The sequence below is a fragment of the Pseudolabrys sp. genome, from assembly GCF_035943735.1.
Taxonomy (GTDB): domain Bacteria; phylum Pseudomonadota; class Alphaproteobacteria; order Rhizobiales; family Xanthobacteraceae; genus Pseudolabrys.
This window is the reverse complement of record NZ_DASZBV010000019.1, coordinates 366,568-379,587: the sequence shown is the minus strand read 5'-3', so window position 1 is coordinate 379,587 and position 13,020 is coordinate 366,568. Positions and strand designations below refer to the sequence as shown.

Here is a 13,020-nt window from a genome sequence, read left to right as displayed (position 1 = left end):
CCGGAAAAGTGTGATGGAAATCCACGTCTTCGTGCTGCTCGCCGGCCTCGGCGTCCTCGCCGGCATGGTCGCCTCGATCGTCGGCGGCGCGGCGGTGATCGTCTATCCGGCGCTGATCGCGACCGGCGTGCCGCCGCAATTCGCCGCCGCCTCCAACCTCGTCGCGCTGATGCCGGCGACCATGCTTGCCGCGCTGTCCGACCGCTCGCAATTGCCGCCGTTCAACCGCGCCTTCGTCGAACTGGTGTTCGCCTCGGTGGTCGGCGCCGGCGCCGGCGCCATCGTGCTGATGATCACGCCCGGCCGCGTGTTCGAGATCATCGTGCCGGTCCTGCTCGGCTTCGCCACGGTGATCTTCGCGCTGGCCGACCGCATCGGTCACCACATCCGCAAGCGCGCCGCGCACAAGGGGCGCGAGGTGAAGTTCAACGTCTCGAGCCTGAAGATCCTGCTGCCGGTGTCGTTCTACGGCGGCTATTTCGGCGCCGGCGTCGGCGTCCTCATCCTCGCGGTGTTTTCGATCGCCACCGGCGGCGACTATCGCTCGGCCAACGTGGCGAAGAACTTCGTCTCCAGCCTCAACGCCATGGTCGCCTCCGGCATCTTCATCGCCAAGGGCGTGGTGGTGTGGCCGCAGACCCTGGCGCTGATGTGCGGCATGCTCGCCGGCGGCCTCGCGGGCGCCTACGTCGCGCGCGTCATCCCGCCGCGCTTTGCCCGCGGCATGATCGTCGTCGTCGGCGTGGCGCTGACGGTCGTCTTCGCCAAGCTCTACTGGTTCGATCCGCGATGAGCGCTAGAGCGTTTCCGCCTGCACCTTGCGCGCCAGTTCGACCACGCGCGCCGTCATCGCGCTCGCCGGATCGTTCAGCGGATCGAGCACGGTGAAGTGGTTGCCCGGCGCCGCTTCGTAACGCGTGGTCGTCATGCCTTGCCGCCATGCTTCGGCGATGATCTTGCTCTGCCGCAGGAACTCGTTCGACTCCTCGGCGCCGACGACGGCGTCGAACACGCGGCCGGCCGGCACGTCCCAATAGAGCGGCGACAACTGGTGCGCGCTCTCCTCGGTCAGCTTCAGGTCCGCGTTGACCGAGATCTGCGTCAGCGGCGCCAGATCGTATACGCCGGAAACGCCGTAGGCGGCGGGCACGAGATCGGCCGGCGCGTCGGGCGCGAGGGTCTTCCAGTCGGTCGCCACCATGCAGGCGGCGAGATGGCCGCCGGCGGAATGGCCGTAGACCGTGATCGGCCGGCGATAGCGCCGCCACAAGGTCAGGCAGGCGGTGCGCATCTGCCCGACGATGTCCGCGATGGAGCAGGCCGGGCAGAGATCGTAGCCGGCGACGGCGACGCTGACGCCGTGCGCGTTCGGGCCCTTGGCCATCTGGCTGAAGCTCGAGGGATGCAGCGAGCGCCACCAGCCGCCATGGATGAACAGCGCCAGTGGCGTGTTCGGTCCGTCGCCTGCGGTCGGGAAGATGTCGAGCGTCTGCCGCTGCGACGGTCCGTATTTCAGGCCGAGCTCGGCCTTGGGCGCGGCGGCGCGCCAGGCGGCGCCTTCGCGCTCCCAGCGGGCGAAGATATCGGCATACTCCGGCACGCGGGCGCGGTTGTTATATTCGGTCTCGTAGTCGAGGCTCATCAATTCCTCCGCAATATCGTCCGCACAGTGCGGCAAAGGTCCACGGCAGGCAAGGCGACAAAAACGCGAAAACAGGCTAGATCAGCGCCATGAAAGTCGACGGCAAACCGATGCGGACGATCTGGGTGGAGGCCGATGGCGCCGGCTGCGGCATCATCGACCAGACCCGGCTGCCGCACGAGTTCGTCGTCGCCCACCTGAAGACGGTCGAGGACGCCGCCCACGCCATCCGCGCCATGCAGGTGCGCGGCGCGCCGCTGATCGGCGCCGCCGCCGCCTACGCCATGTGGCTCGCCATGCGCGCGGACGCCTCCGACGAGGCGCTGGAGCGTGCCTATGCACTGCTGCTGGCGACGCGGCCGACGGCGATCAACCTGAAGTGGGCGCTCGACGAGATGATGGTGGCGTTGCGCAACCGTCCGCGTGCCGAGCGCGCCGCGGCGGCGCTCGCGCGGGCGAACGAAATCGCCGACGAGGACGTCGCCATCAATCAGGCGATCGGCCGCCACGGGCTGAAGTTGATCGAAGAAATTGCCGCACGAAAAAACGGCGGGGGCGTCAACGTGCTGACGCACTGCAACGCCGGCTGGCTGGCAACGGTCGACTGGGGCACGGCGACGGCGCCGATCTACATGGCCCACGACAAGGGCCTGCCGATCCACGTTTTTGCCGACGAGACACGCCCGCGCAACCAGGGCGCGGCGCTCACCGCCTGGGAGCTCAATCATCACGGCGTGCCGCACACGGTCATCCCGGACAATACCGGCGGCCACCTGATGCAGCACGGCATGGTCGATCTCGTCATCGTCGGCACCGACCGCACCACCGCCAACGGCGACGTCTGCAACAAGATCGGCACCTATCTCAAGGCGCTGGCCGCGCGCGATAACGGCGTGCCGTTCTACGTCGCGCTGCCGTCGCCGACCATCGACTTCACGGTGAGCGACGGCGTCATGGAGATTCCGATCGAGCAGCGCGGCGCCGAGGAGGTGTCGCACATCAGCGGCAAGACGGCGTCGGGGCGCATCGAGACGGTGCAGCTGACGCCGGATGGCTCGCCCGTCGCCAACTACGCCTTCGACGTGACGCCGGCGCGGCTGGTCACCGGGCTCATCACCGAGCGCGGCGTGCTCGCCGCGAACCGCGAAGCCTTGGCCAAGGCGTTTCCGGAGCGCGCGTCGTGAGCAGCCCCGCGCTCATCGTGCCGATCGACGGCCGCCAGTCGGAGACCGCGCTCGCGGTCGCGCGCGGCACCGCGCGGCTTCTGCACGCGCACGGCTTCAGTGTGGTCAGCGAATTGCCGCTGCCGTCCGGGCGCCGCGCCGATCTGGTCGCGCTCGATAGTGCAGGGACTGTCTGGATCGTCGAGATCAAGTCGTCCATCGCCGATTATCGCGCCGACCAGAAATGGCCGGACTACCGGGCGCACTGCGACCGCCTGTTCTTCGCCACCTCGCTCGACGTGCCGTGCGAAATCTTCCCGCCCGATTGCGGCCTCATCGTCGCCGACGCCTTTGGCGCCGAATTCAAATGCGAGGCGCCCGAACACAAATTGCCGGCGGCGACGCGCAAGGCGATGATGCTCTCGTTCGCCCGCGCTGCGGCGCTGCGTCTGCAGTCGCTGATCGACCCGACCGGGCCTTATGGGGAGATGGAGTGATTACTTCGGCGCGCGTTTGGCCAGGATCCGCTGCAGCGTGCGGCGGTGCATGTTGAGGCGGCGTGCCGTCTCCGACACGTTGCGTCCGCACAATTCGTAGATGCGCTGGATGTGCTCCCAGCGCACGCGGTCGGCCGACATCGGATTTTCCGGCGGCGAGATGCGGTCATTGTCCTGCGCCAGCAGCGCGGCGACGACATCGTCGGCGTCGCAGGGCTTGGACAGATAGTCGACGGCGCCGAGCTTCACCGCGGTGACGGCGGTGGCGATGTTGCCGTAGCCGGTGAGGATGATGCCGCGCGCCTCGGGCCGGCGCCGCTTCAGCGCCGAAATCACGTCGAGGCCGCTGCCGTCGCCGAGCCGCATGTCGACGACCGCAAAGGCCGGCGCCGACTGCTCGACGCGCGACAGCCCCTCGGCGACCGATTCCGCGGTCGCCACGGTAAAGCCGCGCTGCTCCAGCGCCTTGCCCAGACGTTGCAGGAAGGAGTGATCGTCCTCGACGATCAGCACCGAGCGCTCGGCCGAAGCCGTCTCGTTTCGTGCCGCCGCGGCGACTGTATCGGTGGCCATGGTCATTGCCGCCTCGCTCGCTGCGCAACGCCTCATCCGCGCTGCTGTTTCACTAACGACCTGCGACGTCCGGTCGCGTCAGAAGCCCCCGTAATCCTTACGGTAAAAATAGGGCCATCGGCACGCGGTATCAAGCCGCAGCCGGGTGCAGCGGGCGCTCGAAATCGCTGCGGTTCCAGCGCGCGAAAACGACGGCGCCGCGTTCGGGCGGCACACGGTTCTCGAAAGACAAACTCGCGCCGGCGCGCTCCAGCAGCGTTTTGGCGATGAAAAAGCCCAGCCCGAGGCCGCTCGGCTCGTCCTGCTGCTCGACGCCCGGCCGGCTGGTGACGTAAGGCTCGCCGATGCGGGCAATGATCTCGGGCGCAAAGCCCGGGCCGTCGTCGGTGATGCTGATCTCGAGCGTCTCCTCCGTCCATATCGCGCCGAGCACGACCTGCTCCTGCGCGAAGTCGACGGCATTCTCCATGAGATTGCCGAGCCCGTAGAGCACGGCGGGATTGCGCGCTCCGGCCGGCTCCGGACGGCCGTCGCCGGAAATGCGCACGTCGATAGCGACGCCGAAATTGCGGTAGGGTGCGACTACCTCCTCCATCAGCGCCGACAGCGGCATGCGGTCGAACGGCTCGCCGCTCGACGACAATTGCGTGATCTTGGAGAGGATATCGCGGCAGCGGCGCGCCTGCTCGCGCAGAAGCCGCACGTCGTCGCCGTGCGGCGCGTCGGCGGCGATGGCGTTTTCCAATTCACGGGCGATGACCGTGATGGTCGACAGCGGCGTACCGAGCTCGTGCGCGGCGGCGGCGGCGAGACCGTCGAGTTGCGAGAGATGCTGCTCGCGCGCCAGCACCAATTCCGTGGCGGCGAGCGCGTCGGAGAGCTGCCGGGATTCCTCCGTGATCTGCCACGCATACACGCCGATGAAGCCGATGGAGAGCAGGATCGCCAGCCATACCGCGGCCATGTAGATCGGCGGCAGGCGCAGCGGATCGTCGGCGTCCCACGGCAGCGGGTAATGCACGAACACCAGCACGGTCGCGCAGGCGACGGCGAAGGCGCCGAGGATCACGGTGAAACGTGGCGGCAGCGCCGTCGCCGACAGCAGCACCGGCGCCAGGAACAGGAAGGCGAACGGATTCTGCAGGCCGCCGGTGAGGAACAGGAGCACCGCCAACTCGGCGATGTCGAAGGCCAGCAGCCAGGCGGCGCGGTCGGGCTCCAGCCGCTGCGTCATGTAGAAGCGCAGCCGCAGCGCGACGTTGAGCCAGGCCGACAATGCGATCACCGCAAGGCAGGCCCAGAGCGGCAGGTCGAAATCGAGGCCGAAATAGACGACGAGCACGGCCGTGGTCTGGCCGACGATCGCCAGCCAGCGCAGCCGCACGAGCGTGTCGAGGCGGACGTTGCGGCGCGGATGGTTGTGGGCGAGATCGAGGGCGGGCATGACGACACTTTATCGGCTCGGAGCGGACGGACCAAACGGCGTGCCGGGGCGCGAGAGGACAAAACCGCGCAGACCGGGTCTTGCGTTCCATGCGGCACGGGGTCACATCTCATGGCCCGATCGGACCGCACGATGACCGTCCAGACATCTCCCGCCATCCAGGTCGACCGTCTCGTCAAGCGCTACAAGACCGCGCTCGCAGTCGACGGCATTTCATTTTCGCTGCCGCGCGGCTCGATCACGGGCCTGCTCGGAGGCAATGGCGCCGGCAAGACCACCACCATCGCCATGCTGATGGGCCTGGTGACGCCCACCTCCGGCACGGTCAGCGTGCTCGGCGCCCGCATGCCGGACGAGCGCTACCGCGTGCTGCAGCGAATGAATTTTGAAAGTCCCTATGTCGACCTGCCGATGCGGCTGACGGTGCGGCAGAACCTGTCGGTGTTTGCGCAGCTTTACGGCGTCGCCGACATCGACAGCCGTATCGCCGAGATCGCCGCCGATCTCGATCTCGTCGATCTGCTCGACCGCCCGACCGGCAAGCTCTCGGCCGGGCAGAAGACGCGTGTGTCGTTGGCCAAGGCGCTGTTGAACCGCCCCGACGTGCTGCTGCTCGACGAGCCGACCGCCTCGCTCGATCCTGACACGGCCGACTGGGTGCGCGGCCGGCTCGAGCATTTCCGTAAAAGCGTCGGCGCCACGGTGCTGCTCGCCTCGCACAATATGCTGGAGGTGGAGCGCCTGTGCGAGCGCGTGATCATCATGAAGCGCGGCCGCATCGAGGACGACGATGCGCCGGAGCATCTGCTCGCGCGCTACGGCCGCGATACGCTGGAGGAGGTATTCCTCGACGTCGCGCGCGGCCGCGGCCACGCGGCGGAGGCGGGGAGATGAGCATGAAGCTCGTGTCCCGGACGCGCTGCGGCGTGACGCGAAGCGCAACGCTGCTGCACAGATCCGGGACACAGGATTTCGCACCATGACCTCCGCCTCCCTCAGCCGCATCGGCGCAATGGTGCGCCGCTACTGGTACCTGCTGCGGTCGTCGTGGCCGCGCATTCTCGACCTCATCTACTGGCCGACGGTGCAGATGCTGATGTGGGGCTTCCTGCAGATGTACGTGGCGCAGAACGCGGGCTTCTTCGCCCGCGCCGGCGGCGTCTTCATCGGCGCCGTGCTGCTGTGGGACATCCTGTTCCGCGGTCAGCTCGGATTTTCAATTTCGTTTCTCGAGGAGATGTACGCCCGCAACCTTGGCAACATCATGATCTCGCCACTGCGACCGGCCGAATTCCTCGCCGCGCTGATGATCATGAGTATCGTGCGGCTGTCGATCGGTATGGTGCCGGTGACGTTCCTGGCGATGGGCTTCTTCGGCTTCAATCTGTGGTCGCTCGGGTTTGCGCTCGCGGTGTTCTTCGTCAATTTGATCCTGACGAGTTGGTCGATCGGCGTCTTCGTCTCCGGGCTGCTGTTGCGCAACGGCATGGGCGCGGAGAGTCTCGCCTGGACCATCATGTTTCTCTTCCTGCCGCTCACTTGCGTCTATTATCCGGTGTCGGTGCTGCCGCACTGGCTGCAATACGTCGCTTGGGCGCTGCCGCCGACCTACGTCTTCGAAGGCATGCGCGCGCTGCTGATCGACCACGTCTTTCGGGCGGATCTGATGCTCGAGGCTTTTCTGTACAATCTCGTTCTCTTCGCGGCTGCATCAACAGCCTTTTTGCTCTTGCTCAGGAGCGCCCGTGACCAGGGTTCGCTGCTGCAAATGGGCGAATAGGCCGCAAGCGCCGCCCGCAAGCTGCTGAAAAGTTGGGCTTTTCACGTGATTGTGCGCGAAATGCAGGGCTGTAAACCGAACGCGAAGGACTTATCTCCATTATTGACGGTATGACGAAAAAACGACAGTCTGCTGCACTGCAGCAGGGGTCGGGGCCGGACACGATGGCGATTGGGGAATTCGAGGCCGCGGCAACGCTGCCCGGTGAAAGCGGCATCCTGCTGTCGACGCCGATGTATTGGCTCTACGAGATGGGTCATGCCGCGCTGTCACCGGCGCGCGCCTTGGCCGACGTCACGCGGCTCTATTATAAAAACCCGGCCAATCCGCTCACGCACACGGTCTATGGCAAGTCCGTCGCCGCGGCGATGGAATTGTTCGAGCGTTCGACGCGCCGTTACGGCCGTCCCGACTGGATGATCGACGATACCGTCGTCGGCGGGGAGCGCATTCCGATCGACGTCAAGACCGTCTGGGAACGGCCGTTTTGCCGGCTCTTGCACTTCGAGCGTGCGTTCGTGCGCGCCCCGCGCCGGCCGCAGCCGAAGGTGCTCATCGTGGCGCCGATGTCCGGCCACTACGCCACGCTGCTGCGCGGCACGGTCGAAGCCTTCCTGCCCAATCACGAGGTCTACATCACCGACTGGCGCAATGCGCGCACGGTGCCGCTCGCCGAAGGCCGCTTCGATCTCGACGACTACATCGACTATCTCATCTCCATCCTTCATGTGCTTGGCGGCGAGACGCATGTGATCGCGGTTTGCCAGCCGTCGGTGCCGGTGCTCGCGGCCGTCGCGGTGATGGAGGCGGACAAGGACCCCTACGCGCCGAACTCGATGGTGCTGATGGGCGGTCCGATCGACACACGCATCAATCCGACGGCGGTGAACACGCTCGCGGTCGATCGCGGCATGGACTGGTTCCGCAGCAACGTCATCACCAAGGTGCCGTTCCCGCATCCGGGCTTCATGCGCGACGTCTATCCGGGCTTCCTGCAGCTGCACGGTTTCATGAGCATGAACCTCGACCGCCACATCGAGGCGCATCGCAATCTCTTCCTGCACCTGGTCAAGGGCGACGGCGACTCGGCGCAGAAGCATCGCGAATTCTACGATGAGTACCTCGCGGTCATGGATTTGTCGGCCGAGTTCTACCTGCAGACGGTCGACACCGTCTTCGTCCGCCATGCGCTGCCGAAAGGCGAGATGACGCATCGCGCCCGCCGCATCGAGCCGGCCGCGATCACGCGCACCGCGTTGATGACGGTCGAGGGCGAGCACGACGACATCTCCGCCGTCGGCCAGACCGAGGCGGCACACCGCATCTGCGTCAACATCCCCGATGACAAGCGCGTGCACTACATGCAGCCGAACGTCGGCCATTACGGCGTGTTCAACGGATCGCGCTTCCGCGCCGAGATCGCTCCGCGCATCGCCGACTTCGTGCTGTCGAACAATGGCGCCGGCAAGGGCGGCCGACGCTCCAACGGCCATTGACCGCGCGCTCCCGCGCGCGACAATGAGCGGGCCGCGACCGAATCGGTCACCCTTGCCCATGCTGCGCGCTTTTCTCAACCGTCGGCCGCCCCAACCTGCGTCCCTCACCGTCGCTTTCGACGACGCGGTCTATGAGGTGCGCGTGCGCCGGCACGCGCAGGCGCGGCGTTATACGCTGCGCATCCATGCCGTCACGCGCGAGGTCGTGCTGTCGATGCCGCTGCGCGGCAGCCTGCGCGAGGCCAATGTCTTCGCGCAGAAGCAGGGGGCCTGGATCGCGGCGCGGCTGAAGCGGCTGCCGCGGCCGCAGCCTTTCGCTCATGGCGAGATGGTGCCGCTGCGCGGCATCGATCACCGCATCGAGCACCGGCGGGGGTCGCGCGGCACGGTGTGGGTCGAATGCGGCGACGACGGCGCCCAGCTTCTCTGCGTCGCCGGCGAGGCGCCGCACGTGTCCCGCCGCGTGCGCGACTACCTCAAGCGCGAGGCGAAAAAGGAGCTCGAGCGCGCCAGCCGTGCCGCCGCGGCGGCACTCGGCGTCAGCCTCGCGCGCGTCTCCATCCGCGACCAGTCGAGCCGCTGGGGCTCGTGCTCGACCACCGGCGTGCTGTCGTATTCCTGGCGGCTGATTCTGGCGCCGTCCTTCGTGCTGGATTATCTCGCCGCGCATGAGGCGGCGCATCTGGTCGAGATGAACCACTCGCGCCGGTTCTGGCGGCTCGTGGAGAAGATCAATCCCGACGTCGGCCGCGCCAAGGCCTGGCTCGACGCGCACGGCAGCGAATTGCATCGCTACGGCGCCGAAGAGACGTCGAACTAGCCTTCAGACGCGACTTCCGCTAGGCAGTACGGCCCTCTGCGGAATTTGCAATGCTGCGTCCTGGCACTTTCGCTCTCACCGCTCTGCTCGCGGCCCTCACAGCGGTCTGGCCGCTGTCGACGGACATGTATCTGCCGTCGCTGCCGGACATCGCGCACGAGTTCCACGCCTCCACGCCGCAGGTGCAACTCACTCTGTCGGCCTTCCTCATCGGCTTCGCCGTCGGGCAGATCGTCTACGGCCCCGTGTCCGACCGCTATGGCCGCAAGCCGGTGCTGCTCGCGGCGGTCGGGCTGTTCTGCGCCGCGTCGCTCGCCTGCACTTTGTCCACCTCGATCGAGATGCTGATCGCCGCGCGCGCCGCGCAGGCGCTCGGCGGCTCCGGCGCGGTGGTGCTCACACGCGCCATCGTGCGTGATCTCTATTCCGGGGTGCGCGCCGGCCGCGAGTTGTCGCTGATCGGCTCGGTGATGGCGCTGGCGCCGGTGCTGGCGCCGATCGCCGGCGGCGCGCTGCAGACCGTCTTCGGCTGGCAGGCGATCTTTGTCGTGCTGGTCGCCGCGGGTGCCATCGCCATGACGATCACATGGACTCTGCTGCCCGAGACTCTCGCCAAGCCGACGATGAACGGCGCGCCGGTCTCGATGCTGCGGTCCTACCGTATCGTGCTCTCCAGCCGCGTCTATCTCGCTTATCTCGGCCTCGGCTCGTTCAGTTATGCCGGCCTGTTTGCCTGGCTCTCCGGCGCGTCCTTCGTGCTGCAAAACCTCTACGGCCTCACGCCCTTCGTGTTCGGCGTCGTGTTCGCGATCGGCGCGGTCGGCTACATGGTTGGCACCACAATTGCGGCGCGCGTGGTCGCCCGCCTTGGCCTCGACCGCGTCGCGGGGCTCGGCAGCGCGATGCTGGCGATCGGCGGCTTGCTCATGTCGTTGTCGGTGGCGCTCGGGTTCACATCGTCGCTGTCGCTGGTGCTGCCGGTCGCGATGTTCCTTGCCGGACTGGGCATGGTGCTGCCGCAGTCGATCGCCGGCGCAATGACGCCATTTCCCGAGCGCGCCGGCGCGGCGTCATCGCTGTTCGGTTTCGTGCAGCAGACGGCGGCGGCCGTGTGCGGCGCGCTGGTCGCCTGGCTGTTGGGGCGCAACGCATGGCCGCTCGCCGCAGCGATGGCGCTGATGGGATGCGCGACGCTGCTGCTGTGGCTGCTCACGCGCGGCGTGCGCCGCGCCGTGGCAAAGTTCTAGCGTCGGCCGAACAAGTTATCGAGCAACCAGTTGTCCATGCCGCCGCTGCGTGCGGGCGCATTGCTGCTGGTCTGAATCGATCCCGGCGGGCGCGGTGGCGCGCCGCCGCCGTTCGATGGCGCGGTTGAGCCCGAGCTGGTATTGCCGAACAGGCTCGAGATCAGGCCACCGCCGTTCCAATTGGTCGGCAGCGCGGCGACCGGAACGCCCTTGTGCGCGTCGCGCATGAAGCGGCTCCAGATGTCGACCGGCAGGCTGCCACCTGTGACGTGCTTGGTCGGCGTGCCGTCGTCATTGCCGAGCCAGACGCCGGTGACGAGATAGGGCGTGTAGCCGAGGAACCAGGCGTCGCGGAAGTCCTGCGACGTGCCGGTCTTGCCGGCTGCGGTCCAGCCCGGCAGCGACGCATGCCGCGCGGTGCCGACGGCGAGTGTCTGTTCCATCATGAAGTTCATCATCGCGACGTAGCGCGCGTCGATGATGCGTCCAAGCTGGGCGTGCGGGAATTCGTACAGTACTTTGCCGTTGCGCGTCGCGATGCGGTCGATCACGTGCGGCACGATGGCATAGCCGCCATTGGCGAAGGGCACGTAGGCGCCGACCAACTCCAGCGGCGACACCTCCGACGTGCCGAGCGCGATCGATGCGTTCGGCTCGAGCTTGGAAGCGATGCCGAGCCGATGCGCCGTGCGCACGACCGCGGCCGGTGTCATCTCCAGCGTCAGTCGCACCGAGACCGAGTTAAGCGAGAACGCCAGCGCCTTCCACAGCGGCACGGCGCCGAAATATTCGTGGCCGTAATTGTCCGGCCGCCAGCCGTGCACGTCGATCGGCCGGTCCTCGCGGATCGTATCCGGCGTCAAGCCGCTTTCCATCGCGGTGAGATAGACGAACGGCTTGAACGATGAGCCCGGCTGCCGGCGCGCGGCGATGGCGCGGTTGTATTGGCTCTCGGTGTAATTGCGTCCGCCGATCAGTGCGCGCACCGCGCCGTCCGGCGTCATCGCAACGAGCGCGCCTTGCGAGACATTGACCTTGCCACCCTTGGCCGCGAGCTCCTGGGCGACGGCCTGTTCGGCGCTCGCCTGCATGCCGGCGTCGATCGACGTCCGCACCACGATGTCCTCGTCGACGTGGCCGAGGATATCGTCGAGCGCGTCCATCACCCAGTCGGCGACATAGTTGACCGAGCCGCCGTTCGCGTTGTGGGCGATGTGCGGCGGCTGCGCCAGCGCCAGCCGCTCGCTCGCCGGCGAGATGAAATGCAGCCCGGCCATGTCGGCGAGAACGATCTTCGCCCGCTTCTCCGCTTCCCTGAAGTTGCGGGTCGGCGCCAGCCGCGACGGCGACTTGACGAGCCCGGCCAGCATCGCCGCTTCCGCCAATGTCAGTTGCCGCGCCGATTTGCCGAAATAACGCTCGGACGCTTCCTCGATGCCGTAGGCGCCGGAGCCGAAATAGACGCGGTTGAGATAGAGCTCGAGGATCTGCGTCTTCGAGAATTTTCGCTCCAGCCACAGCGCCAGCAACACCTCCTGCAGCTTGCGCGTGATCGTGCGCTCCTGGGTCAGGAACAGGTTCTTGGCCAGTTGCTGCGTGATGGTCGAGCCGCCCTGCGCCACGCCGCGATGCAGGACGTTGGCGATGAAGGCGCGGCCGATGCCGAGCGGATCGACGCCGAAATGGTGGTAGAAGCGCCGGTCCTCGATGGCGACGAAGGCCTGCGGCACGTAAGGCGGCATATCCTTGAGCGCGACCGGCGGACCGGCGAGGTCGCCGCGCCGCGCCAGCGCATGGCCCTGATCGTCGACGATGTCGATGGTCGGGGGGCGTTTCGGGATCTCCAGCGACTGGATCGGCGGCAGATGCGCACCGACCCAGGCGACCGTGCCGACGCCGGCGATGCCGACCCACAGCCCCAGCACTAGCGCCCAATAGCCAAGCCGCACGAGCAGCGGGCGCCGATGCCGCTTGACGGCCTTGCCGCGCTTGCGCCGCCGCGGCCGCTTGCCGCCGCCGCCTGCGGGCCGCTCGCCGGCGCTCACGCGCGGCGCCGGGGAATCGAATACCGGCTCCCGCCGCGGACCTGAATGTCCCCGTCCCGACGCCATGACCCTGTCACCCGGCGGCTGCCGCACGCGCCGCCGCTCCCGGTGATGACGCTACGGGCAGCGGTTTAAGGGCGTCTTACCTGCGCTGGCCGCGCGCAGGCGGAAGCGAGCGCATTAAGGCTTCGTTAGGCCTGCGCCGGGGGGGCCGACGGCTGCACAGGCCCAAAAAAGCCCGACGCATTTGACCGAGGTCAATCGGCCATCCGTTTCGCCGCCGCAGGTATGCCCTCGCTTTGCGAGGGGGCGA

General features: G+C 67.4%; 12 protein-coding genes. 8 read left to right on the top strand and 4 right to left on the bottom strand.

What is annotated here, in order from left to right:
* Positions 1-13 precede the first annotated feature (13 nt).
* Complete coding sequence (locus VGV41_RS14670) at positions 14-793, top strand: sulfite exporter TauE/SafE family protein (protein ID WP_326864606.1); 780 nt, start codon at positions 14-16, stop codon at positions 791-793.
* Between the two features lie 3 nt (positions 794-796).
* Here VGV41_RS14670 and VGV41_RS14665 read toward each other — a convergent pair whose 3' ends face one another.
* On the bottom strand, positions 797-1,642 hold the full coding sequence (locus tag VGV41_RS14665) for an alpha/beta hydrolase (protein ID WP_326864605.1): 846 nt from the start codon (positions 1,640-1,642) through the stop codon (positions 797-799).
* Between the two features lie 89 nt (positions 1,643-1,731).
* On the opposite strand from VGV41_RS14665, the gene mtnA reads away from it, so the two are divergent.
* Positions 1,732-2,826, top strand: coding sequence for an S-methyl-5-thioribose-1-phosphate isomerase (gene mtnA / locus VGV41_RS14660; protein ID WP_326864604.1), 1,095 nt, complete (start codon positions 1,732-1,734; stop codon positions 2,824-2,826).
* On the top strand, positions 2,823-3,302 hold the full coding sequence (locus tag VGV41_RS14655) for an MmcB family DNA repair protein (protein WP_326864603.1): 480 nt from the start codon (positions 2,823-2,825) through the stop codon (positions 3,300-3,302). Before mtnA ends, VGV41_RS14655 begins: the two co-directional genes overlap by 4 nt.
* Here VGV41_RS14655 and VGV41_RS14650 read toward each other — a convergent pair whose 3' ends face one another.
* Both VGV41_RS14650 and VGV41_RS14645 read right to left on the bottom strand, forming a co-directional pair.
* Positions 3,303-3,875 carry an ActR/PrrA/RegA family redox response regulator transcription factor gene (locus tag VGV41_RS14650; protein ID WP_326864602.1) on the bottom strand — a complete coding sequence of 191 codons (573 nt, stop codon included), beginning with the start codon at positions 3,873-3,875 and terminating at the stop codon, positions 3,303-3,305. It lies immediately after the preceding gene.
* 130 nt (positions 3,876-4,005) lie between these two features.
* Positions 4,006-5,319 (bottom strand): ActS/PrrB/RegB family redox-sensitive histidine kinase, encoded by a 1,314-nt coding sequence (locus VGV41_RS14645; RefSeq protein WP_326864601.1) that lies wholly within the window; start codon positions 5,317-5,319, stop codon positions 4,006-4,008.
* 132 nt (positions 5,320-5,451) lie between these two features.
* Between VGV41_RS14645 and VGV41_RS14640 the strand changes: the two genes are divergently transcribed.
* The 5 genes from VGV41_RS14640 (at position 5,452) to VGV41_RS14620 (ending at position 10,662) form a co-directional block, all read left to right on the top strand.
* Positions 5,452-6,213 (top strand): ABC transporter ATP-binding protein, encoded by a 762-nt coding sequence (locus tag VGV41_RS14640; RefSeq protein WP_326864600.1) that lies wholly within the window; start codon positions 5,452-5,454, stop codon positions 6,211-6,213.
* A gap of 85 nt (positions 6,214-6,298) precedes the next feature.
* Positions 6,299-7,099 (top strand): ABC transporter permease, encoded by an 801-nt coding sequence (locus tag VGV41_RS14635; RefSeq protein WP_326864599.1) that lies wholly within the window; start codon positions 6,299-6,301, stop codon positions 7,097-7,099.
* Positions 7,100-7,263: 164 nt separating this feature from the next.
* Positions 7,264-8,595: a polyhydroxyalkanoate depolymerase gene (locus VGV41_RS14630; RefSeq protein WP_326864766.1), complete on the top strand. Its 1,332-nt coding sequence runs from the start codon at positions 7,264-7,266 to the stop codon at positions 8,593-8,595.
* A 58-nt stretch (positions 8,596-8,653) separates the two neighbouring features.
* Positions 8,654-9,415: a SprT family zinc-dependent metalloprotease gene (locus VGV41_RS14625; protein WP_326864598.1), complete on the top strand. Its 762-nt coding sequence runs from the start codon at positions 8,654-8,656 to the stop codon at positions 9,413-9,415.
* Between the two features lie 50 nt (positions 9,416-9,465).
* Positions 9,466-10,662: a multidrug effflux MFS transporter gene (locus tag VGV41_RS14620; protein WP_326864597.1), complete on the top strand. Its 1,197-nt coding sequence runs from the start codon at positions 9,466-9,468 to the stop codon at positions 10,660-10,662.
* Here the strand turns inward: VGV41_RS14620 and VGV41_RS14615 are convergent.
* Positions 10,659-12,773 carry a penicillin-binding protein 1A gene (locus VGV41_RS14615; protein ID WP_326864596.1) on the bottom strand — a complete coding sequence of 705 codons (2,115 nt, stop codon included), beginning with the start codon at positions 12,771-12,773 and terminating at the stop codon, positions 10,659-10,661. The genes VGV41_RS14620 and VGV41_RS14615 overlap by 4 nt on opposite strands.
* Positions 12,774-13,020 lie beyond the last annotated feature (247 nt).